This window comes from Curtobacterium sp. MCBD17_003 (assembly GCF_003234885.2).
Taxonomy (GTDB): domain Bacteria; phylum Actinomycetota; class Actinomycetes; order Actinomycetales; family Microbacteriaceae; genus Curtobacterium.
The window spans coordinates 242,581-265,248 of record NZ_CP126275.1; the positions used below are offsets into that span (position 1 = coordinate 242,581).

General features: G+C 74.1%; 21 protein-coding genes. 13 read left to right on the forward strand and 8 right to left on the reverse strand.

Translation table 11 applies throughout. The features are described from left to right. Positions 1-35 precede the first annotated feature (35 nt). The 6 genes from DEI88_RS01220 to DEI88_RS01245 all read left to right on the forward strand — a co-directional run bounded on the left by DEI88_RS01220 (position 36) and on the right by DEI88_RS01245 (position 4,392). Positions 36-503, forward strand: a complete 468-nt coding sequence (locus DEI88_RS01220) for a PHP domain-containing protein (protein WP_111072171.1) — start codon at positions 36-38, stop codon at positions 501-503. Next, the gene (folE, locus tag DEI88_RS01225) at positions 484-1,110 is read left to right on the forward strand and encodes a GTP cyclohydrolase I (RefSeq protein ID WP_111012092.1); all 627 of its coding nucleotides are present in this window, start codon (positions 484-486) and stop codon (positions 1,108-1,110) included. The genes DEI88_RS01220 and folE overlap by 20 nt, the downstream gene beginning before the upstream one ends. Further along, entirely contained in the window at positions 1,107-2,159 is a 1,053-nt protein-coding gene (folP, locus tag DEI88_RS01230) for a dihydropteroate synthase (protein WP_111072172.1), read from the forward strand. The genes folE and folP overlap by 4 nt, the downstream gene beginning before the upstream one ends. After that, a complete protein-coding gene (locus DEI88_RS01235) occupies positions 2,156-2,980 on the forward strand; it encodes a pyrimidine reductase family protein (protein WP_111072173.1) in 825 nt (274 codons plus the stop codon). Before folP ends, DEI88_RS01235 begins: the two co-directional genes overlap by 4 nt. Continuing rightward, the gene (locus DEI88_RS01240; protein ID WP_258375089.1) at positions 2,980-3,642 is read left to right on the forward strand and encodes an HAD-IA family hydrolase; all 663 of its coding nucleotides are present in this window, start codon (positions 2,980-2,982) and stop codon (positions 3,640-3,642) included. The genes DEI88_RS01235 and DEI88_RS01240 overlap by 1 nt, the downstream gene beginning before the upstream one ends. Positions 3,643-3,828: 186 nt before the next feature. Beyond that, entirely contained in the window at positions 3,829-4,392 is a 564-nt protein-coding gene (locus DEI88_RS01245; RefSeq protein ID WP_111011232.1) for a type 1 glutamine amidotransferase domain-containing protein, read from the forward strand. A 92-nt stretch (positions 4,393-4,484) separates the two neighbouring features. On the opposite strand, the gene DEI88_RS01250 is transcribed toward DEI88_RS01245, so the two are convergent. Further along, positions 4,485-5,123, reverse strand: a complete 639-nt coding sequence (locus DEI88_RS01250) for an MOSC domain-containing protein (protein ID WP_258375090.1) — start codon at positions 5,121-5,123, stop codon at positions 4,485-4,487. A 160-nt stretch (positions 5,124-5,283) separates the two neighbouring features. On the opposite strand from DEI88_RS01250, the gene DEI88_RS01255 reads away from it, so the two are divergent. Both DEI88_RS01255 and DEI88_RS01260 read left to right on the forward strand, forming a co-directional pair. Beyond that, positions 5,284-6,897, forward strand: coding sequence for an AlkA N-terminal domain-containing protein (locus DEI88_RS01255; RefSeq protein WP_111072174.1), 1,614 nt, complete (start codon positions 5,284-5,286; stop codon positions 6,895-6,897). Next, positions 6,894-7,529 carry a methylated-DNA--[protein]-cysteine S-methyltransferase gene (locus DEI88_RS01260; protein ID WP_111072175.1) on the forward strand — a complete coding sequence of 212 codons (636 nt, stop codon included), beginning with the start codon at positions 6,894-6,896 and terminating at the stop codon, positions 7,527-7,529. Before DEI88_RS01255 ends, DEI88_RS01260 begins: the two co-directional genes overlap by 4 nt. Before the next feature lie 123 nt (positions 7,530-7,652). Here DEI88_RS01260 and DEI88_RS01265 read toward each other — a convergent pair whose 3' ends face one another. Further along, positions 7,653-8,879 (reverse strand): cobalamin-independent methionine synthase II family protein, encoded by a 1,227-nt coding sequence (locus DEI88_RS01265; RefSeq protein ID WP_111012097.1) that lies wholly within the window; start codon positions 8,877-8,879, stop codon positions 7,653-7,655. A 526-nt stretch (positions 8,880-9,405) separates the two neighbouring features. On the opposite strand from DEI88_RS01265, the gene DEI88_RS01270 reads away from it, so the two are divergent. Next, complete coding sequence (locus DEI88_RS01270; RefSeq protein ID WP_181441238.1) at positions 9,406-10,230, forward strand: alpha/beta fold hydrolase; 825 nt, start codon at positions 9,406-9,408, stop codon at positions 10,228-10,230. A gap of 74 nt (positions 10,231-10,304) precedes the next feature. Further along, a complete protein-coding gene (locus DEI88_RS01275; RefSeq protein ID WP_111035639.1) occupies positions 10,305-11,180 on the forward strand; it encodes a hypothetical protein in 876 nt (291 codons plus the stop codon). Positions 11,181-11,193: 13 nt separating this feature from the next. Here the strand turns inward: DEI88_RS01275 and DEI88_RS01280 are convergent, their stop codons facing one another. Further along, the gene (locus DEI88_RS01280; RefSeq protein WP_181435069.1) at positions 11,194-12,003 is read right to left on the reverse strand and encodes a DUF4184 family protein; all 810 of its coding nucleotides are present in this window, start codon (positions 12,001-12,003) and stop codon (positions 11,194-11,196) included. Between the two features lie 156 nt (positions 12,004-12,159). Between DEI88_RS01280 and DEI88_RS01285 the strand changes: the two genes are divergently transcribed. Then, positions 12,160-12,678: a hypothetical protein gene (locus DEI88_RS01285; protein ID WP_111011239.1), complete on the forward strand. Its 519-nt coding sequence runs from the start codon at positions 12,160-12,162 to the stop codon at positions 12,676-12,678. Between the two features lie 101 nt (positions 12,679-12,779). Here the strand turns inward: DEI88_RS01285 and DEI88_RS01290 are convergent, their stop codons facing one another. The 3 genes from DEI88_RS01290 to DEI88_RS01300 form a co-directional block, all read right to left on the reverse strand. Further along, positions 12,780-13,559, reverse strand: coding sequence for a DNA-formamidopyrimidine glycosylase family protein (locus DEI88_RS01290; RefSeq protein WP_111072176.1), 780 nt, complete (start codon positions 13,557-13,559; stop codon positions 12,780-12,782). After that, a complete protein-coding gene (locus DEI88_RS01295; RefSeq protein ID WP_111072177.1) occupies positions 13,552-18,237 on the reverse strand; it encodes an ATP-dependent helicase in 4,686 nt (1,561 codons plus the stop codon). The genes DEI88_RS01290 and DEI88_RS01295 overlap by 8 nt, the downstream gene beginning before the upstream one ends. Before the next feature lie 303 nt (positions 18,238-18,540). Further along, entirely contained in the window at positions 18,541-18,870 is a 330-nt protein-coding gene (locus DEI88_RS01300) for a DUF7882 family protein (protein WP_111035635.1), read from the reverse strand. A 167-nt stretch (positions 18,871-19,037) separates the two neighbouring features. Here DEI88_RS01300 and DEI88_RS01305 point away from each other — a divergent pair, with 167 nt between their 5' ends. Both DEI88_RS01305 and DEI88_RS01310 read left to right on the forward strand, forming a co-directional pair. Then, on the forward strand, positions 19,038-19,727 hold the full coding sequence (locus DEI88_RS01305; protein ID WP_111072178.1) for a PadR family transcriptional regulator: 690 nt from the start codon (positions 19,038-19,040) through the stop codon (positions 19,725-19,727). A gap of 122 nt (positions 19,728-19,849) precedes the next feature. Further along, the gene (locus tag DEI88_RS01310) at positions 19,850-20,392 is read left to right on the forward strand and encodes an NUDIX hydrolase family protein (protein ID WP_111011244.1); all 543 of its coding nucleotides are present in this window, start codon (positions 19,850-19,852) and stop codon (positions 20,390-20,392) included. A gap of 144 nt (positions 20,393-20,536) precedes the next feature. On the opposite strand, the gene DEI88_RS01315 is transcribed toward DEI88_RS01310, so the two are convergent. Both DEI88_RS01315 and DEI88_RS01320 read right to left on the reverse strand, forming a co-directional pair. Beyond that, positions 20,537-20,734, reverse strand: coding sequence for a CsbD family protein (locus tag DEI88_RS01315; protein ID WP_111011245.1), 198 nt, complete (start codon positions 20,732-20,734; stop codon positions 20,537-20,539). Positions 20,735-20,840: 106 nt separating this feature from the next. Beyond that, on the reverse strand, positions 20,841-22,427 hold the full coding sequence (locus DEI88_RS01320) for a DEAD/DEAH box helicase (protein ID WP_111035810.1): 1,587 nt from the start codon (positions 22,425-22,427) through the stop codon (positions 20,841-20,843). Positions 22,428-22,668: the final 241 nt, after the last annotated feature.

Genomic DNA, 22,668 nt, shown 5'->3' on the forward strand with positions numbered 1-22,668 from the left:
GGGCGACCGGCAGCCGCCCGAGTACAACGATCACCATGACGAACGAACGCCCCGACACCGACGGGCCCGACGCAGCCCATCGGATCCCGGAGGGGGCCGACGACGCCACGGTGGACGCCCTCGGCAAGCTGTCCGAGGGGCTCGAGGCGCTCGAGCACGCTCGCGGCCTGCTGTACGGCTTCCACCGCCTCACGGGTACGGCGGACCTCGCGATCGGTGAAGCGGTGGACCTGTTCCGCCAGGCCGGACACGACGACGTCGCCGACCGCATCGAGCGTGACGTCGTCGGCCGCAACGTCATCGCCGGCCGATGGACGTTCCAGATCGTCGAGGACTACGACGACGGCTACTGGTCGGTCGTCCGCGACGCCGAACGGGAGGCCCGCGAGCAGCTGGTCGGCGGCCGTCGCCACCTCTTCGAGGCCCGCATGAAGGAGCAGCGCCGCACCCACGGGGCGCCCCACCACGAGGCCCTGCCCGCCGATGTCGGCGAGCAGGTGTGATGATGGGGCGGTGAACGGACGCCAGGACCGGGCTCGCGTCGAGGCGGCCGTGCGCGAGCTCCTGGCCGGTGTCGGCGAGGACCCGACGCGTCCGGGCCTCCAGGCGACGCCCGCGCGGGTGGCGGACGCGTTCGCCGAGTTCTTCAGCGGCCTCGGGGTCGACGCGACCGACATCGTGCGACGCGGGGCGGTGCCGGCCGAGCCGGACGAGCTCGGTGAGGTCGTGATCGTGCGCGACGTCCGGTTCCGCTCGGTGTGTGAGCACCACCTGCTGCCGTTCCTCGGGGTCGCCCACCTGGCGTACGTGCCGGGCGAGCGGATCATCGGGCTCGGCACGCTCTCGCGGGTGGTCGACGCGATCGCCTCGCGGCCGCAGCTGCAGGAGCGGCTCGGGTCCGAGGTCGTGTCGGCCATCGCCGAGGGGCTCGACGCCCCGGGGGTGCTCGTCGTGCTCGACGCCGTGCACGCCTGCGTGACGACCCGTGGTGAGCGGCAGACGGCCAGTTCGACGGTGACCGTGGCGAGCAGCGGAGTCCTCGCGGATCCGGTCCGTCGGGCCGAGGTCATCGCGCTCATCGGCGCGGCCGGCAGCGGAGCGGTGGCATGACGGCGGACGCGGCCCTGGGCCTCCCGACCGGCGCCGTGCTCGTGACCGGCCCTGAGCGCACGGCCGACCCCGAGCGCGCGGCCAGCCCCGAGCGCGCGGTCGGCCCCGAGAGCACGGCCGCCCCCGTGCTCGCGACCGGTCCCGTGCTCCCGCCGCTCCGCCACCCCGTCCGCAGGATCGGCCGCCGGACGTTCGACTTCGACCGGCGGATCGCCGTCATGGCGATCGTCAACCGCACCCCCGACTCGTTCCACGACCGAGGCGCCACGTTCGCGCTCGATCGAGCGGTCGCCGCAGCGGTGGCGGCGGCGGACGAGGGCGCGGACTGGGTGGACGTCGGCGGCGTCAAGTTCGCCCCCGGCCCCGAGGTGCCCGCGGACGAGGAGGCCGACCGCGTCGTGCCCGTGGTGCGCGCGCTCGTCCAGGCGTCGGACGTGGTCGTGTCCGTGGACACGTTCCGGCCCGAGGTGGCGGCGGCGGCGATCGCCGCGGGCGCCTCGGTCGTCAACGACACGACGGGGCTGTCGGATCCGCGGATGGCCGACGTCGTGGCCGACAGCGACGCGACGGTCGTCATCACCCACAGCCTGGCTGCCCCGCGGCAGGAGCACCCGATGCCGCGGTACGACGACGTCGTCGGCGACGTGGTCGCGTTCCTCCGGCGGCGGGTCGACCTCGCGCTCGAGCGTGGTGTGCCGGAGTCGCGGATCGTCGTCGACCCCGGACACGACCTCAACAAGACGACGGTGCACTCGCTCGAGTTGACCCGGCGACTGGCCGAGGTCGCGGCGCTCGGGTTCCCGACCCTCGCGGCGGTGTCGAACAAGGACTTCGTCGGGGAGTCCCTGGGGCGGCCCCGGGGCGAACGGCTGGCGGGGTCGCTCGCGGCCGCGACGATGAGCGCGATGCTCGGCGCCCGGATCCTCCGCATGCACGACGTCCGTCCCGCGGTCGACGCGGCCCGCATGGTCGAGGCCGTGCTCGGTTGGCGCGCCCCCGTCGACCCGGTCCACAACCTGTTGCCCGAGGGCAACCGTCCGGTCGCATGAGCCCGGACGAGCACGCCGCGGACGAGCCCGCAGCCGCCGCCGGGGCGACGGACGCCGCCGCCGTCGAGCAGCTGTTCCCCGCCGCCGGCCCGGGGCCGCTCGACGACGACGCGCTCCTCGCCCTGTACGGCCGGGAGGCCCGACACCCATCCCCGACGACGGCCGACAGCTGGGTGCGGGTCAACTTCGTCAGCAGTCTCGACGGCTCCGCCACCGCCGAGGGCGTCTCCGGTGGCCTCGGCGGCCCGGCCGACCTCCGCGTGTTCGACCTCCTGCGCCGCCTCGCGGACGTCGTCCTCGTCGCAGCCGGGACCGTCCGGAACGAGGGGTACGGGCCGATGCGCCTGCACGACGCGGACGTGGCGTGGCGGCGTGCGCGGGACCTCCCGGACCACCCCGCGTTCGCGATCGTCAGCGGGTCCCTGGCGCTCGACGCGGCGTCGCGGGTCTTCACGGAGGCACCGGTGCGACCGGTCGTCCTGACGCACGCGGAGGCGCCCGCGGACCGACGCGCGGCGCTCGCCGCGGTCGCGGACGTCGTCGACTGCGGGGCGGACGCCGTCGACGTCGCGGTCGTCCGGCGGGCGCTGGTGGAGCGCGGCCTCGCCCAGATCCACTGCGAGGGCGGGCCCGGCCTCCTCGGGGCGCTCGTGGCGGCCGATGCGGTGGACGAGCTGTGCCTCACCGTCAGCCCGGTCCTCGAGGGCGGTGACGGCCCCCGGATCGCGCGAGGCGGTGCTGGGCAGGGCCTCCGCTCGATGCGGCTCGCCCACGTCCTCCGCGCCGGCGACATGCTCCTGACGCGGTACCGTCGACCGTGATGCCGCAGCACCTCGACCACGTCACCGCCGGGTTCCTGTTCGACATGGACGGCACCCTCGTCGACTCCACCGCGATCGTCGAGGCCGCCTGGGGGCGCTTCGGGGCGGAGCACGGCATCGACCCGCGCGAGATCCTCGCGTTCTCGCACGGTCGCCAGACGATCGACACCGTGACCCGGTTCCTGCCCGACCGGTCGCACGACGAACGGGTCGCCCTGTCGGCGGCGCTCGTGGCCGACGAGGTCCGTCGCACCGACGGCATCACCGAGGTCCCCGGCGCCGGCGCGCTCATGCGGACCCTCCTCGACCTCGGAGCGCCCGTCGCCCTCGTGACGAGCGCGCCGCGCGACCTCGCCCTGAACCGGATGGTGGCGGCCGGCGTCCCCGTGCCCGAGGTGGTCGTCACCGCCGAGGACGTGCCGAACGGCAAGCCCGCTCCCGACTGCTACCGGCTCGGGGCCGAGATGCTCGGTCTCCCGCCCGGGGACTGCACCGCCTTCGAGGACGCTGAAGCGGGCCTCGTGTCCGCCGTGGCGTCGGGGGCCCACGTCGTCGTGGTCGGCGCGCACACGTCCCCGACGACCGAGGGTCTCGACCGCGTGACGGACCACACGCGCGTCACGGTGTCACGCGCGGGCGCGGGCTTCCGCATCCGGGGCTGAGCGCCCGCCGGGCCGGGAGCAGGTGCCGGGCCGAGCCGGTGTGCACCCGGGGGACGGGGCGCCTCCACGTCGGCTGCGACCTGCGGACGCTCGCGGGTGATCACGCCGACACTCGATGGAGCCGCCGGACACGACCCGACGGCGGCGCGGAGCCGATCCGGACCGCGCACCGACGGAAGGAGCACCATGGCCGACGAACTGAACGGCACGAAGATCCTCGTGATCGCCACGAACTACGGGGTCGAGCAGGACGAGATCGTCGTCCCGGTCGAGCAGCTCCGCGAGAAGGGCGCCGCGGTCACGATCGCCGCCAAGGAGCAGTCGCCCATCCAGACGCTCGTGGGCGACAAGGACCCGGGCCAACAGGTGGACGTCGACCTCGCGCTCGACGAGGCCGACGAGAGCGACTACGACGCGATCCTCATCCCCGGCGGCACCATCAACGCCGACACGCTGCGCCGCGAGCCGGGAGCGATCGCCCTCGTCACGGCGTTCGCCGACGCGGGCAAGCCCATCGCCGCGATCTGCCACGGCCCCTGGCTCCTGGTCGAGGCGGGCATCCTCCCCGGACGCACGATCACCTCGTTCCACACGCTGCAGACCGACATCCGCAACGCCGGCGCCGAGTGGGTGGACCGCGAGGTCGAGGTCGACGTCTCGGGCGGGTACACGCTCATCACCTCCCGCAACCCCGGCGACCTGCAGGCGTTCGTCCCCGCGATCGAAGGGGCGGTCGTCCCCGTCGGCTGACCGCGGCACGTCGAACACCCTGGTGCCCGTCGAACCGCGTGATCCCGCGGTTCCACGGGCACCAGGCGGTTCGACGGCCACGCGAACCATGCTCAGCCCAGCGGCACCGCCGCCCGGAGCGTCCCCGGGCCGAGCGTCAGCACGCCGTCGGTCAGCGGCTCGCAGCGGATCCCGCCCCGACCCCGCATCCCCCGGAACGCGCCCGGCCCGATCGCCACGTCCATCCACGCGCAGGGGTTCGCCGCACGGTGTCCCTGCAGCACGACCGGCCCCGACCCCGTGTCGATCGAGAACAGGACGCCGCGGAGGGCCTCGACGTCGACGCCGCGGAGCACCACGTTCCGTCGGGTGAGCGCCGGGTCCAGCGGGATGCCGAGTTCCGCCGCGAGCGCCTCGAGCGGCTCGGCCCCGATCACCGTGACGGACGCCTGCCGGTGCGCGGGGTGGCCGTGGAACCGGTCGCCGACGATCCCGAGCCCGGCCCGGACCGTGATCCGCTCGTGGAGCTCCGGTCCGTCCGCCGGGGCGGGACCGTCGGCGGGCCGGCCCTCGTAGCGGTGCCGCGGTGCGGCGAGCAGCAGCTCGACGGTCACCGGGTACGCGGTCGTCAGCAGTCCGGCCGGGAGGCCCGCAGCCCCGTCCGCCCCGTCGCGCGCGTCCGCCCCGTCGCGCGCATCCGCCCCGTCGCGCGGTCGTCCGTCGCAGGCGGGGTGCTCACCGCTCGCGTCCATGACACCCGACCGTACCTGTCGGCGTCCGCCGCGCCTCCCGGTCGAGGTGCGGAGGCAGACCGAGCGCGCCACTGCGCGCCCGCCGGGCCGATCCCGTCGACCCTGCCGCCGTGTCCGATTCCCGCTGGTCCGGGTCGGTGGCGCGTGTCAGGCTGGGAGCATGGACACGGGCGGGGGGACGGGCGCGACCTCGGACCCGCTCCACGCCGAGCGCTACCGCATCGCCGCGTCGCGCGACGCCCGCTTCGACGGCCAGTTCGTCACCGCCGTCCACTCGACGCGCATCTACTGCCGACCGAGCTGTCCCGCTCGCACGCCGCGGAGCTCGGGCGTCACGTTCTACCCCACGAGTGCGGCCGCGCACCTCGCCGGGTACCGCGCGTGCAAGCGGTGCCTGCCCGAGGCGAGCCCCGGCAGCCCCGCGTGGAACGTGCGCGAGGACGTCGCCGCGCGCGCCATGCGCCTCGTGACGGACGGCGTGGTCGAGCGCGACGGAGTGCCGGCGCTCGCCGCACGCCTCGGGTACTCCCCGCGACACCTCACGCGGATCCTCGTGCAGGAGCTCGGCGCCGGGCCGAAGGCGCTGAGCCGCGCGCAGCGCGCCCAGCACGCCCGGACGCTGCTCACGACGTCGTCGCTGCCGGTCGCCGACGTCGCGTTCGCCGCCGGATTCGGCAGCATGCGGCAGTTCAACGACACCGTGCGCGAGGTCTACGGGCTCACCCCGACCGCGCTGCGGGCGCGGAGTGGACGCGCGGCGCCGACGCCGGACGGGGCGCTCCGCGTCCACCTGCCCGCGCGACCGCCGTTCGACGCCCACGGCCTCTTCGCCTGGTTCGCCGCCCGCACGCTGCCCGGCGTCGAGGTCGCGGCCACCGCCGCGGATCCCGGCGGCGCCCGCTACGAGCGGGTCGTGCGACTGCCGGGAGGCCCGGCCTGGTTCGCCGCGACCCCCGCCGACCCGGGACCCTCCGGCCGCGGTACCGGCATCGACCTCGAGGTCCGGATGACGACGCTGTCCGACCTCCCGACCCTCGTCGCGCGCGTCCGGTCCCTGTTCGACCTGGACGCGGACCCGGTCGCGGTGGACGCCCTGCTCGGAGTGGTCCCGGAGCTGGCGTCGTCGGTGGCCGCCGTGCCGGGCATCCGGGTGCCGGGGGCGCTCGACGCCGACGAGCTCGTCGTCCGGGCGGTCCTCGGGCAGCAGGTGCGCGTCGCCGCGGCGCGGACGGCGCTCGGTCGTGTGGTGGACGCCCTCGGAGAGCCGGTGCCCGACACCGTCGCGCCCGGGATGCGGATGTTCCCGACGGCCGCCGTGCTCGCCGATGCCGTGGGGCGACAGCTCGTCGCCGATGCGGGAGCGGGGTCGGCGCCGCCGGGCGACGCGGAGCGGGTCATCCGCGGTCCCCGAGCCCGTGTCGCGACGCTGCACCGGGTCGCGGCGGGGCTCGCCGACGGATCGCTCGTCGTGGACCGGGCCGCGACGCTGGACGACCTCCGCGCGGGACTGCTCGCCGTGCCCGGGGTCGGGCCCTGGACCGCCGCGTACGTCGCGCTCCGGGTCCGGCACCACCCCGATCTCCTCCTCCCCAGGGACACCGCCGTGCGGAACGGTGCACAAGCCCTCGGGATCCCCGACGACCCGCGCGGACTCTCCGTATGGTCGTCGGCACTCGCTCCCTGGCGGAGCTACCTGACCATGCACCTCTGGCGCGCTGCCGCACGCACCCCGCCGCACCAGGGGCATCGACCGAACGGAAGGCACATCCCATGAGCACCATCGACCTACGGCCCGAACCGGCCGCGTCGGAGTCGGCGTCCGTCGTACCGGACGCGGCATCCCCGCTCCGGTCGTCCGACGCCGTCGTGGTCCCGCCCGAGCCTCGCGCGGCGACGACGGTCGCGCGCGTCGCCACCCTCGCGACGCCCGACGGTCCGTTCACCGTGCTCGAGGACGGCGACGGCACGGTCCTCGCGTCCGGGTGGACGGCGGAGGCCACCGAGGTCCTCGCCCGGCTGGCGGAGCGCCACCGCCCGGTGGTCGTCGTGCCGGGCGGGGTGGCGTCGGCCACGGCGGTCCAGGCCTACTACGACGGCGACGTCGAACCGGCCATGCAGGTGCGCGTCCGGCAGTTCGGCACGGAACTGTTCACCGAGGGCTGGCGGCAGCTCCGGCTCGTGCCGGCGGGCACCGTGCTCACGTACACGCAGCTCGCCGCGGCCATGGGTCGTCCGGAGGCCGTGCGCGCCGCGGCGAGCGTCTGCGCCCGGAACGCACCGGCACTGTTCGTGCCCTGCCACCGGGTGCTCCGGAGCAACGGCGGTCTCGGGGGCTTCGCCTGGGGCGAGCACGTCAAACGGTCCCTGCTCGAGCGCGAGGCCGACCTCGCCGCGCGGACGGTCTGACGACCGAGCACGGATCGCGGCGGCCGAGAGGACGGACGGCCCGACCCCAGGAGGGGCCGGGACGACGGACGGCCCGACCCCCAGGAGGGGCCGGGCCGTCCGGTCAGCGCGATGTGTGACGGCTCAGAACAGCTTCGCCGAGGCCCGTCGGGCGCCCTCGCCGAGCGACTCGAGCTTGGCGGCGGCGATCGACGGGTGGACGCGGCCGCCCAGACCACAGTCCGTTCCGGCGATGACCCGCTCGCGGCCGACGAACTCGGCGAACCGCTCGATCCGCTGCGCGACCAGGTCCGGGTGCTCGACGACGTTCGTGGCGTGGCCGACCACACCCGGGATGATCACCTTGCCGTCCGGCAGCTCGGTGTCCTCCCAGACGGTCCACTCGTGCTCGTGGCGGGCGTTCGCGGCCTCGAACGAGTAGGCGCTCGCGTCGATGTCGAGCATGAGGTCCACGATGTGACGGAGTTCGATGTCCGTCGTGTGGGGTCCGTGCCACGAGCCCCAGCACAGGTGGAACCGCACGCGCGAGGTGTCCAGGCCGCGGAGTGCGTGGTTGAGGGCCTCGACCCGGATCCGGGTGAACGCGCGGTAGTCCTCGACGCTCGGCTCGGGGTTGATCTGGTCCCAGTTCTCGGCGATCGAGGGGTCGTCGATCTGCAGCGAGAGCCCCGCGTCGAGGATGATCCGGTACTCCTCACGGAGAGCGTCGGCCCAGGCCCAGATGTGCTCTTCCTCGGTCGCGTAGTACTCGTTCGCGACGCGGGCACCGGAACCGGGCGAGAGCGCGGTGATGAACCCGTTGTCGACGCCGTTCGCCTCGAGCGCGTGCTTGAGGTTCGCGGCGTCGGTGCGGGCGGCCTCGTGGCCCGTGTAGACGATCGGCCCGGTCGTCGTGGGGAACGCGGTCGCGTTCTTGCCGACCCCGATCCCGCTCTCCGGGTCCTGGTAGGCGTCCCGGAAGGCGATCCAGTCCCGTCGGTCGGGGAACGAGGTCAGGCGGACGTGCCCCGGCTCCGAGCGGACGGGCTCCTGCGTGAAGATGTTCTCCTCGGTCAGGGACAGGCCGCTGACGCGCTGGAACGAGTAGCCCCACCAGGCGCCGTAGTCGACCGAACTCGACATCGCCTTGCCGTACTCGCCGTCGCCGGGCTGGGTGATCCCGAGCCGGACCTGCCGGGCGACCACGTCGTCGACGGCGGCACTCGTCAGGGCGCGGACCTCGTCGGTGGTCTGCAGGGTGAACCCGTCCTCGGCGAGCGGTCGCGCGGCGTTCGCGGCGATGAGCTCGGGGGTACGGGGAAGGGAACCGGCCGTGGTGGCCTGGATGTGTGTGGTGTTCTCGAATGACATGCGTGCGCTCCTCGGGGACGGAGTCGTCGTGCGACTCCCTCGGGCAGTGGGACGTCGCAGGCGTGCGCGGCGGCCGTCCACGACGGGAGCGGTCGACGCCGCGCGCGAGGCTTCGCGTGGTGCGCTGCGTGGAGGCAAGCGTGCCACGGGTCCGGCGCCGCACGGCATCTGTTACGCCACGCGACGGACGCGATCGCCGACGCCACCCGAACTGGGGTCAAGCGCGATCCCATCGGTCCGCGGACCCCGCATCGAAGGCATGGCGAGAAGTGCCCGGCGCTCGGCGTCGGGGAGCCCCCAGGGCCGAGGGCGCACCCGTTCGGGTCGGGTCGCCGTCGCCTCGGGGCCGGTCCGTTCGGGTGACCGGCCCCGGGGGCTTCGTCCGGACGACGGCTCCGCTCCGTGCCGGAGGCGCGACGACCACCCCTGGTTGCGGGTGATGACGCGTCGGGAGCGCGCTGACAGAATCGGGAGCGCCTTCCCCGGAAGCGCCCCGACCACGCGCCATCCCGTCCAGAGGACCTCCATGCACGTCGAACCCGCTGAGCGCACCGTCGTCTCCGCGGACGGCACCGCGATCGCGACGTCCACCACGGGCAGCGGGCCGGCGCTCGTGCTCGTCGCCGGACCGTTCGACCACCGCGCCTTCGGGGCCCTCACCGAGACCGCCACGGCCCTCGCCGAGCACTTCACCGTCACCTGGTACGACCGCCGTGGCAGGGGCGAGAGCGGTGGCGGGCTGGCCGAGGCGCAGCGCGAGGTCGAGGACCTCGAGGCGGTCATCGCCGCTGCGGGCGGGCGACCGTCCGTCGTGGGCCTCTGTGCCGGCGCCGGGTTGGTCCTCCTGGCCGCTGCGGGCGGAGCGCCGATCGAGCGAGCGGTCGCCTGGGAGCCGCCGTACCGCGCGTCGGTCGATCCGCGGTTCCCGGACCCCGAGCGCATCACGGCCCTCGTCCGTGGCGGTCGTGCCGCGGCAGCGGTGCGGTTCTTCCTGCGTCGCGTGCTCGGCACGCCCTGGCTCGCGCCCGTCGTCCTGCGGATGCAGCGCCCGGCGTGGGCCGGTCTGCTCGCCGGTGCCGCGACCCTCCCGAACGACGTCCACGTCATGACCGGGTTCGCCCTGCCGACCGAGGTCCTCGCCCGCATCACGACACCCGTGCTCGTCATGACCGGCGGATCGAGCCCGGACTGGCTCAAGCTCGCGGCCCACGCGGCGGTCGAGGCCGTGCCGGGGTCGGAGCACACCGTGCTGCAGGACCAGGCGCACGTCGTCAACGGTGCCGCGCTGGCCGAGGGCGTCGTCCCGTTCCTCCTGCGACAGCGGGTGGAGGAGCCCGACCCGCTCGGCTGACCTCGGTCGGCGCGTCACCACGGAGCGCGTCGGTCCGCGTCCGTCCCTCGGCGTTCGCCTGGGAGGATGGACGGATGACGACCCCTCCGCGCCTCGGTCTGCTCCTCGACGTCGACGGTCCGATCGCCAGTCCGGTGTCGCGGACGATCGCCATCCCGTCCATCGTCGAGGACCTCGTCGCACTGGCGGCCCAGGGGATCCCGGTCGTGTTCAACACCGGCCGCAGCGACGCGTTCATCCGCGAGCAGGTCGTCGGGCCGTTGCTCGCCGGTGGTCTCGCGCCCGGTGGTCGGGTGCACGCCGTGTGCGAGAAGGGCGCGGTCTGGTGCTCGATCGACCCGCGGTTCGACGGCGGGATGAGCGCGATCGAGGTCGCCGAGGACCTCGCGCTCCCGGTGGACTTCGCCGACGAGATGCGCGCCCTCGTCGCCGACACCTTCGCCGACGTCGTGTTCTACGACGAGACGAAGCGGGCGATGGTCTCGATCGAGCAGCGGGTCGACGTCCCGAGTGCGACGTTCCTGGCCCGGCAGCCCGACCTCGACGCCCGCGCGATGGACGCCCTCGTCCGCCGCGGGTACGGGGTGCGGCGACTCGACGACGTCCGCCCGGCCGACGACGGCAGCGTCACCTGGCGCATCGACCCGACGATCATCTCCACCGACATCGAGTCCGCCCGCACCGGCAAGGACATGGGAGCGGAGCGTGCGCTCGAGCTCCTGGCCGGCGACGGCGCCCTGCCCACGACCTGGCGCACGGTCGGTGACTCCCGGAGCGACTACGCCATGGCGGACTGGCTGCACGAGCACGGGCACGACGTCGCGCACGTGGACGTCCGCCCGGCTGACGGTGTGCCCGAGACCCCGTACCCGGTCCTCACCGCGCCCGACGGTGTCATCCACGACGAGGCGGGAGCCCGGTTCCTGCGCACCTGGGTCACGGCCCCCTGACGAGTCCGCCCGGTCACCGGCCGCGGGGCACGACCCGCTCCGGCGCCCGTCCCACGCGCACCAGCGCGAGGCCGACGGCCGTCAGGACGAGCAGCACGGCGCACACCCGCACGGCCAGGATCGCGGCCCAGCCGAGCACGCCCTCCGCGCTCGATCCGACCAGGAGGAGCGGGGCAGCTCCGACGATCGTCACCAGCCCCGCGACCGCCAGCAGTGCGACGCGCAGGCCGCGCGCGATCCCGGCGGCCAGGCGCCGGGGACGCGGCACCGTGGGCGTCCGGCGCAACCAGAGCACGAACGCGACGGCGAGCACGAGCATCCCGCCCACCGAACACGTGTTCTGCACCAGGTCGTACACGGGGTGGCCGTGGATCGACGCACGGAGGACCGCGATCCGCGCGACCGACCACCCGTGCCGGTGGGTGAACGAGTCCCACGCGACGTGGCTGTAGACGCCGGCGATCACGGTGGCGAGCACCAGCGCCAGCCGACCCACCCGCGCGGCGGGCGTCCGGGACCGGAAGGCGGACCACGCACTCGTCGGGTCGTCCCAGGACGCAGGCAGTCGGTCGTGCACCGACCGGGGTTGGATCGCGGTGAACGCCCATCGGAGCCCGAAGGTCCACGCGGCCAGGGCGATGAGTGCGACCGGCGTGGACACCGTCAGCGCGCCGAGTGCCGAGTGCGTCACCCCGTACGCGGGCAGCTCCGGGACGAAGAGCACCGCGTCCGGTGCCATGGCACCGACGGCGAGGGCCGCTGCGGGGATCCGGGTCCCGCGGAACGGCAGCGCCACGATCGTGTGGCTGACGGTGAACGGCATGCGCGGATGATGGCACACCGGCACCGGGAGGAACCGGGCCGAGGTTGCGCGACACCCGTGGATCAGCCGCGACGTCGAACCGTCGGGGGACAGACACGCTGAGCGGACTCCCGGAAATGGGAGCCCGGGCAGGAGCGCGCGGGTACGGTCCGGGCCATGAGGACCACGAAGATCACGAGCGCGGCCATCGTGGCCGTCGCGTCTGCACTCCTGCTCACCGGCTGTCACACCGCGGGCACCGGGGGCGCGCAGAACCAGGATCCCGTCGGCAAGGTCCCCGGCTCCCAGCAGCAGCAGACGAACCCCGCGCAGCGCAACGGGTCGAAGTGCCCGGTCGCGAACGTCGACGTCGTCGAGCAGATCAACCACGCGCTCGGCACCCATGACGACATCGACTTCGCCGACACGTGGAAGACCACGGGGGGCTGGTACATCGGTGCCTCGGTGGCGCCGACGAACGGCCAGGACGACCCGAACGAGGACGAGGTCGCCGTCTGGGTGACGACGAAGAACCCGACCATGGCGAAGGGGCAGACCTTCGACGGCACGATCTACGCCGTGAACGCCGCAGCGCGCAACGGCTCGTCGTCGCCGAACGCACCCGCGGGCTTCACCGCGTCGTCGTCGGACGCGAAGACCGTGATCAGCTGCATCGTCGAGGACATCGACCACTGATCCACGCGGGTCCGCCCGCGCAACGACTCTGAGCGCCGCGGCCGGCCACGAGCCCCGCGGCGCTCAGTGCTGTCTGCGGCGCACGGTGCTGTCCGCGGGGTTCAGTGCTGACACCGCGGACACCAGTAGGTGTCCCGCAGCGACAGCGCGTCCTCGCCGAGCGTGCCGTACCGGATCCGCGTGCCGCAGCGGAGGCACGCCTTGCCGTCGCGCCCGTAGACCCAGAAGCGCTGCCCCGGCCGGGTGTTCCCCGTCGTGACGCGGTTGGAGCGGTCGCGGTTCGCCACGATGAGCCGTTCCGCGAGCGCCACCATGCGCGTCGGGTCGCTGACCTCGCCGACGGGCCGCGTCGGCAGCACCCCGCGGAGGAAGCACAACTCGTTCCGGTAGACGTTGCCGAGCCCGGCCATGACCCGCTGGTCGAGCAGCGCGAGGCCGATCGGCCGTGCGGGGTCCGCGACGAGGTTCGCCTCGGCGCGCGCCGGGTCCCAGTCCGGCCCGAGCAGGTCCGGGCCGAGGTGCCCGACGATCGTGTCCTCGTGCTCGCGGGGGACGATCTCGAGCACACCGAGGGTGAACCCCACGGTGGAGACGCCCTCGGCGTCGAGGACGGCGCGTGCCTGGTGTGCCGGGCGCCGCCAACGGTCACCCGGCGCGTAGACGTCCCACCGGCCCTCCATCTTGAGGTGCGAGTGGACGGTGACGTCGCCGATGCGGTGCAGGATGTGCTTGCCGCGCGGGACGACCTCGTCGACCACGCGCCCGGTCAGGTCGACGGTCGCGAACGCCGGTACCCGGAAGTCGGTGCGCGTCAGGACCTTGCCGGCCAGGGCCGCGTGCAGCTTGTGGGCCGCGCGGTAGACGGTGTCGCCCTCAGGCACGGAGTCGCAGTCCCTGTGGCGTGGCGGTGAACCCGGCGTCGCGCAGCAGGTCTCCGAGCGGCGTCTCGAGCACGAAGGTCCCGTCGACGCGCTCGACGGCGAGGCGCCCGAGCCCACGGCGCACCGTCGCGGCGATGGACTGCGCGGCGGCGGCGAGCACGGGTTCGTCCGGGGTGAACGTCAGCACGCTCTTGCCGCCCCGCTCGACGTACACGGCGAGGCGGCCGTCGACGATCGTGACGAGTGCACCGGCCTTGCGTCCCGGCCGGTGTCCGCGCGAGCCGTCCTCGTCCGTGTCGCCCGCCGGCCAGGGCAGCGCCGCCCCGAACGGGTTGGCGGGATCGGTCGCGGCGAGGGTGGTCGCCACGCGACGGCGCTCCGGGTCGGCCTCGGCGTCGTCGATGTCCTGGCTGTACGTGCGGAGTCGGTCGACGGTGGGCCCGGTCGCGAACTGCGCCGCGCCGAGGCCCTCGACGAAGTAGCCGCGACGGGCACGCCCGGTCTCCTCGAACCGGGCGAGCACGCGGTACACGCCGGCGAACCCGCCTCGGACGCCCTCGACCTGCACGGCACCGCGGGTGACGACGCCGTGCCGCTCGAGCAGCTGTTCGGCGAGTGCGGCGGCCCGGACGGTCTGGTCGGGCTCGGCGAGGGGGAGGAGCGACCACCGGCCGCCGACGGTCGGCGGCCCGGACTGTGCGGGCAGGGTCGGTCGTCGTCGGCCACGGTAGGCGCGCGTGCGGGGCGCGGCGGCCCGGGTGCGACCGCCGATCACGGACCGGAGCGGCGCGAAGGTGTCGTTCGTGATCTGCCCGGCCCACACGAGGTCCCACAGCGCCGTCGCGAGGGCCTGGTCGTCCGTGCTGCCGACGGACTGTGCCAGCTGTCGGAAGAAGTACGCGCCGCCACCCGCGAGCGCCCCGAGCACGTCGCGCTGCAGCTCGGTGGTGTCCGCGCCGGACGGTTCGGCGAGCGTCGTCGAGGCCGTGTCCGCCAGGTGCAGGCGCACCCAGCCGTCGTTCCCCGGCAGCGACCCGCCGCCGGACCACAGGACCTCCCCGGTCGCGGTCAGTTCGTCGAGCATCGCGGGTGTGTAGTCGACCACGCGGCTCGGCAGCACCAGGGACTCCCACGCGGACGCCGGGACCGCGACGCCGGACAGCTGGTCGACGACCTGCAGCACGCCGTCGACGCCGCGGAGGCCCCCACGGGTCTCGGGTGTGTGCACGTGCTGCCACGCGGGCAGGAACCGGGCGAGCGCGTCGGCGGACACCGGTTCGACCTCGTGCCGGAGCGCGGCGAGCGACCGCGTCCGGATGCGCCGGAGGACCTCGGCGTCGCACCACTCGGCACCCTGACGGTCCGGGCGGAACTCGCCCTCGACGACGCGCCGGTCCGCGACGAGGCGCCGCAGGACGTCCGTGACCACCGCGACCCCGAGGCCGAGGTGGGTGGCGGCCTCGCCAGCCGCGAACGGCCCGTGGCTCCGCGCGTACCGGCCGACGAGATCGCCGAGGGGGTCGGCGACCGGCTCGACGAACGCCGTCGGTACGCCGATCGGCAGGGCCACCCCGAGGGCGTCACGGAGGCGCGAGGCGTCCTCGATCACGGACCACCGCTGCTCGCCCCGGAACGTGAAGCCGAGGAGTCGGCGGTCCCGCTCCAGGTCCGTGAGGGTCGTGGTCATCGTCGCCCGGGCCTCCGCGGCGGCGGACTCGGACGTGGCGGCGCCGTCGGCGAGCCAGCTCCGGGCCACGCACTCGTCGAGGTCGAGCGGTCCCACGAGGCGGAGCACGTCGACGAGCCCCTCCGCGTCGCGCGCGCGGCGGTCGGGTGACAGCCGCTGCAGGTCCGCCTCGACACTCGCGAGCACGCCCGGGTCGAGGAGCTCCCGCAGCTCTGCGCGACCGAGCAGTTCGCCGAGCAGGGTGGCGTCGAGCGACAGCGCCGCGGCCCGACGCTCGGCGAGGGGCGAGTCGCCCTCGTACATGAACGCCGCGACGTACCCGAACAGCAGGGAGCGCGCGAACGGCGACGGCTGCTCGGTCTGGGTCTCGACGATGCGGATGGACCGACGCGCGATGTCGTCGGCGATGCCGAGGAGGGCCGGCACGTCGTAGACGTCCTGCAGGACCTCGCGCACGGTCTCGAGGATGATCGGGAACGTCGGGAACTTGCGCGCGACGTCGAGCAGTTGCGACGCCCGCTGGCGCTGCTGCCAGAGCGGCGACCGCCGGCCCGGGTCACGGCGCGGCAACAGGAGCGCGCGAGCGGCGCACTCGCGGAACCGCGCGGCGAACAGCGCGGAGCCCCCGACCTCGTCCGTCACCAGCGCGTCGAGGTCGTCGCGCTCGAACACGAACAGCTCGGAGCCGGGAGGCTCGGCGTCGGTCTCCGGGATCCGCACGACCACGCCGTCGTCGCTGGCCATCGCGCCGCCGTCGATCCCGTACCGCTCGCGCAGGCGCGCCCCGACCGCGAGTGCCCACGGTGCGTGGACCTGCATGCCGAACGGCGAGTGCAGGATCATCCGCCAGTCGCCGAGTTCGTCCCGGAAGCGCTCGACCACGAGCGTCGTGTCGGTCGGCACGTGCCCGGTCGCCTCACGCTGCTCCCGGATGAACGCCAGGAGGTTCGTCACGGCGCGGTCGTCCAGCCCGCTGCCCGACACCCGGGCCCGGGCGTCGTCCGGCGCGGCCGTGTCGAGCTCGCGCACGTACGCGCCCATCGCCCGGCCGAGCTCGGCGGGGCGGCCGATGCCGTCGCCCTTCCAGAACGGGACGCGTCCGGGCTGGCCGAACGCGGGACTGACGAGCACGCGGTCGTGCGTGATGTCCTCGATCCGCCAGCTCGTCGCCCCGAGGGCGAAGACGTCGCCGACGCGGGACTCGTAGACCATCTCCTCGTCGAGCTCGCCGACGCGCGATGCCTTCTCGCCGACCATGAACACGCCGAACAGACCGCGGTCCGGGATCGTGCCACCGCTCGTCACGGCGAGGCGTTGGGCACCCGGACGCCCGGTCATCGTGCCGTGCACGCGGTCCCAGACGAGCCGGGGGCGCAGCTCGGCGAACTCGTCGCTCGGATAGCGCCCGCTCACGAGGTCGAGGGTCGCCTCGAACGCGGAGCGCGGCAGGCCGCTGAACGGAGCACTCCGCCGCACGAGCTCGAACCAGTGCTCGACGTCGACCTCGTCGAGCGCGACGGCGGCCACGGTCTGTTGGGCGAGGACGTCGAGGGGGTTCGCCGGTACCGCGATGGACTCGATGGAGCCCTCGACCATGCGCTCGACGGTGACCGCACTGTGCACGAGGTCGGCGCGGTGCTTCGGGAACAGGACGCCCCGCGAGACCTCGCCGACCTGGTGTCCCGCCCGGCCGACGCGCTGCAGGCCGCTCGCGACCGAGGGTGGTGCCTCGACCTGGACGACGAGGTCGACCTCGCCCATGTCGATCCCGAGCTCGAGCGAACTCGTCGCCACGACGCACCGCAGGCGCCCCGACTTCAGGTCGTCCTCGATGATCGCGCGCTGGTCCTTCGACACGGAGCCGTGGTGGGCGCGGGCCAGGACGGGGACGGCGTCGTCCGTCGTCGCGCCGCCGCCACCGGCCGTCTGTCCGGAGCCGCCGATGAGCTGTGCGGGCGGTCGTCGCGGTGTCGCGCGTCCGTCGTCCGAGCCGGGTCCGTGCTCGGCGGCCTCCCCGGCGTCCGCGGCGACGGCGACCAGGGCCTCCTCGGGGGCGCCGACCAGCCCGAGCCGTTCCTCGTGGATCTCGTTGAGCCGTGCCGTGAGCCGCTCCGCCAGGCGCCGCGAGTTCGCGAACACGATGGTCGACCGGTGGGCCTCGACGAGGTCGACCACGGCCTCCTCGACGTGGGGCCAGATCGAGCCGTTCGTCGGCGTGGCCGTCGGGTCGTCACCCGCGGCGGGCTGCCCGAGTTCGGCCATGTCCTCGACCGGGACGACCACGCGCAGGTCGAACGTCTTCTGGGCGGGCGGCGCGATGATCTCGACGGGAGCCCGACCACCGAGGAACCGTGCGACCTCTTCTGCCGGGCGGACCGTGGCCGACAGGCCGATCCGCTGCACCGGACGCTCGAGCAGGTCGTCGAGGCGCTCGAGGCTCAGGGCGAGGTGCGCGCCCCGCTTCGACGCCGCGACGGCGTGGACCTCGTCGACGATGACGGTGTCCACGTTCCGCAGGGTGTCCCGGGCCGAGGACGTGAGCATGAGGTAGAGCGACTCGGGCGTCGTGATGAGGACGTCGGGCGGCGTCCGCTGCAGCAGACGACGATCGGCGGCGGGGGTGTCACCGCTCCGCACGCCGACGGTGACGTCCGGTGGCTCGAGCCCCAGACGCTTCGCCGTCTGCGTGATGCCGACGAGCGGGCTGCGGAGGTTGCGCTCGACGTCGACGCCGAGCGCCTTGAGCGGGGACACGTACAGCACGCGGGTCCGTGCCCGCGGATCGGGCTCCTCGGGCGCCGTGATGAGCCTGTCGATCGACCACAGGAACGCCGCGAGGGTCTTGCCGGACCCGGTCGGCGCGACGACGAGGGCGTGGCGCCCGGTCGAGACGGCGTCCCACGCGCCGGTCTGCGCGGCCGTGGGCGCGGTGAACGCCCCGCGGAACCACGCGGCGGTGGGCGGCGAGAAGCGGTCGAGCACGTCGGTCATGTGCGGCCCATCATGCCCGCGACGCCCGACATCCGGCCGGGAGGCCCGACCCCGCCCACGTGCTCCGACTCGCCTCCGGACGGAGCCCGGCCGGTCCCGGCGCGGAGCGCCCCTGAACCCGGCTCCCCGTGCCGGCACCCGCCCCGGCTCCTCGTCGACGGACGACGGCGACGACGCATGAGACATCGTCAACGCATTGCACGATACGGCAGGGCGCGAGGTCTCGCATCCCCTCGACCCGTCGCCAGGCCGTCGCTCCACGCCGCGCGTCACGCCGTGGCCGGGGCTGGCGGACAGCGCGCTTCAGCCGTCGTCGCCGCCGGCCCCGTCCCCGTCGCTCGGCTCCGGCACCAGGTGCAGCCCCTGCGCCGAGTTCGCGGTGGCGGTGAGCGCTGCGACCCACGCCCGGTTGAGCGAGGGTGGCCGTGACCCGAAGTACTTGAAGTACAGCGGGATGGACGGGTCGATCCACACGCTGCTCCGGCCGTCCCCGACCGAGGAGTCGTCGCGCCACGAGAACAGGAAGCTCTCGCGTCGCCGGAGCTTGGCGATGATCACGACGCTGAGGTGCGCGAGCGTGCGGTCGTCGAACCCGATCTCGACCACGTTCACGCCGTACACGAGCTTGCCCATGGCGTCTCCCTCCGGTGACCGACCGTCGGGATCGGTGGCGGTCCCGTTCCGCTCAGGATGCTCGCTCGGCCGGAACTCCGCCCCAGGCTTGACGGCCCGCGCAATAACGACATATCGTTGACACATCGCGATACCGCGATGACAGTGACATGAACAGGAGGTCGACCATGCGATCCATGCATGACGACGAACACGGCCACGACGGTCACCACCAGGGCCGCAGAGGCCCCTGGGCCGCGCGCTTCGGCGGCGCCCGGGAACACCACCAGCACGGCGGCGGCCGCGGCCGAGGCGGCGCGGGAGCGCCGTTCGGACCCGGCGGCTTCGGACCCGGCGGCTTCGGACCCGGCGGCTTCGGTCCCGGCTTCGCGCCCGGCTTCGGCTTCGGGCGAGAGGGCCGGCGCGCACGCCGTGGCGACGTCCGCCTGGCCGTCCTCGGACTGCTCGCGGACGGCGCCGAGAACGGCGAGCCGTACAACGGCTACGGCCTCATCCGCGCGATCGCCGAGCGGACGGGAGGGAACTGGCGTCCGAGTCCGGGGTCGGTCTACCCGACCCTCCAACAGCTCGTCGACGAGGGACTGGTGCGGGCCGTGGGCACCGACGGGCGGAGCACCTACGAGCTCACCGACGCCGGCCGCGCCGAGGTCGAGGCGCGCTCCGCCGACATCGCTCGCGCCTGGGAGACGAGCCCGAGCGGTGTCTCGGACACCCAGCGCGCGTTCGCCGAGGGGCTGCAGAAGCTCTTCGGGGTCGTGCACCTCTACCGCTCCGGAGCGTCGGAGGCGCAGCTGGCCGCAGCGCGGGACAAGATCGACCAGCTCCGCCGCGAGCTGCTCCAGATCCTCGCGGAGTGAGCCGGCGCCACGGGTCCGATCCACGGACCCGACCCGGACCGGCGGCGGTGACCGATCGCGCGCACACCGTGCCACGCGTGCCGGTCGCCGCCGTCGCTCGTCCTGCCTGGTAAGAACGGACCATGGCCTCGTTGCGCACTCCCGACCCCGACTCCGGCTGGCTGTCCGACGAGGAGCTCGCGTCGATCCGGCGCCGACTCCCCATCTGCTACGTCGAGGCGCTGCCCGTCCGCACCGACGGACTCGGTGTCGTGACGGAGGTCGGCGTCCTCCTCCGGGTCAGCCCGAGCGGATCGATCGCGCGCACGCTCGTGTCGGGCCGCGTGATGTACGGGGAGTCGCTGCGGAGCGCGCTGTTCCGTCACCTCGAGAAGGACCTCGGTGCCATGGCGTTCCCGCAGCTGCCCGCGAGCCCGACGCCGTTCACGGTCGCCGAGTACTTCCCGCTGCCCGGCGCGTCGGTGTACACGGACGACCGGCAGCACGCGATCTCGCTCGCCTACGTGGTGCCCGTGACCGGCACGTGCGAACCACGCCAGGACGCCCTCGAGCTCACGTGGATGACCCCGATCGAGGCGGCGAGCGACGCGGTGGCGGCCGAGATGGAGGGTGGCCGCGGCTCCCTGCTCCGCGCCGGGCTGGCGTCGGTCGGCGCCCTCATGTGACCAGGGGTCAACACCCCCACACCACCGACACCCGCGACCGCTGCCGGCGCCCCAGCTCGAGGACGACGAACGGCTCGGGAACGACGGACGGCCCCGACGATCATCGATCGTCGGGGCCGTCCGCAGCCGTTCTCCGGCTTGGTCCTACTTGTCCTTGAAGCTGTCCGCGACACCGTGCGCGGCGTCCTTGACGTCCGTCACACCCTGCTTCGCAGAGCCCTTGGCCTGGTCGGTCTGGCCCTCGGTCTTCAACCGGTCGTCGCCGGTCGCGTCGCCGAACGCCTCCTTGGCCTTGCCGAGGAGCTTCTCGCCGTTGTTCTTCATGTCTTCCGTGCCTGCCATGGGCTCTCCTTCCGTCGGGGACGGTTGCCGTCCGGGCCACGTCGTGACCAGGACGCCGCTCACCGTACGCGGATGGGAGGACGTGCTCCCAGCGGCCTGTCAGCGATCAGTCGCGCGCGGATCCGGCCGGACGGGAGGCCCGGCGCGAGCCCGTCCGGCGGGCCGGCTTCTCGTCGTGCCACGGCTGGGCGGGCCGACCTGTCTCGGACGAGTACACCGCGGCCGAGCCGCCACGCGTCACGGAGGACTGTGCGCGGCGACCGCCGCCGGACGTGTGGCCGGTCGACCGCGAGCCGGCCTGGCCGCCGCGGCGGGGCTCGCCGCGACGCGCGTCCGAGCGGTGCCCGGCCTCGTCACCGGAACGGGCCCCGGCGGACCGCTGCGGGCCTCCCGATCGACCCTGCGTCGGTTCGCCGGTGGCGGTGCCCTGCCCGGTCCCGCGACCGCCGCGGCGACGGCGACGCCCGGCGCCCTCGGTGGCCGAGGCGGCCACCGCGTCGGCGACGGAGCGCGTGGCGCGCTGCGGCTGGCGCTGCGTGGGCGCGGCCTCCGCGACGTGGCGGATCGGTGCGACGTCCCCGACGAGCTCGGTGACCGCGGCGGACCGTGCGGTCACCTGCTGCGGGCGCGCGCCGATCGACGCCTTCTTGAGCATCTGCGCGACGTCGCGGCGCTGCTCGGGGAGCACGACCGTCACGACGTCACCGGCGGACCCGGCGCGGGCGGTGCGGCCCGAGCGGTGCAGGTACGCCTTGTGCTCGGTCGGCGGGTCGACGTGCACGACGAGCTCGACACCGTCGACGTGGACACCGCGTGCGGCGACGTCGGTGGCGACGAGGACGAGCGCGTCACCCGACGCGAAGCGCGCGAGGTTGCGGTCCCGCTGCGGCTGCGACAGGTTGCCCTGCAGGTCGACGGCGGGGATCCCGGCCGCGGTCAGCGACTTCGCGAGGCGCTTGGCGTGGTGCTTCGTGCGCATGAACATGATGCGACGGCCCGAGCCCGAGGCGAGCACCTGGACGAGGTCCTTCTTGTCGTCGGCCCCGGACACCTCGAAGATGTGGTGCGTCATCTGGTCGACGTGCGACGAGGCGTCGTCGACGGAGTGCATGACGGGGGAGTGCAGGAACTGCTTGACGAGCTTGTCCACGCCGTTGTCGAGCGTGGCGCTGAAGAGCAGTCGCTGACCATCGGCCGGGGTGGCCTTCATGATCCGCGTGACGACGGGCAGGAACCCGAGGTCCGCCATGTGGTCGGCCTCGTCGAGGACGGTCGCCTCGATGCCGTCGAGCTTGACGTGCCCCTGCTTCATGAGGTCGTCGAGTCGGCCCGGGCAGGCCACGACGATGTCGACCCCGCGCGAGACGGCATCGACCTGACGGCCCTGGGAGACACCGCCGAAGATCACGGTGGTGTTGAGGCCCATCGCCTGGGCGAGCGGGGCGAGCACGGCGTCGATCTGGGTCGCGAGCTCTCGGGTCGGCGCGAGGACGAGCGCGCGGGGGTGGCCGCTCCGGCGACGGCGCTGGTCGCCGGCGAGCCGGGCCACGAGCGGGATCGAGAACGCGAGGGTCTTGCCGGAGCCCGTGCGGCCGCGGCCGAGGACGTCCTTGCCGGCGAGGGTGTCGGGCAGCGTGTCGACCTGGATCGGGAACGCGCCGGTCTTCCCCTGCGCGGTCAGGACGTCGACCATGGCGGTCGGGACGCCGAGTTCGGCGAACGAGGTGGTGGGGGCGTCCGTGTCGGTGGACGCGGGAACGGTGGAGTCGGAGGTCACGAGGGCCTTTCGGATGCGCACGGCCGACGGCCGTGCGGAGCGGGACGCCGGCGCGGACGCGCGGGCGGGTTCGCCGCAGTGAGCCAGGCACGGCCCTCCGTTCTGGAGGCCCGGTGCACGATACGCATCGGTCCGGCCGACCATGTGGCCGGGGACC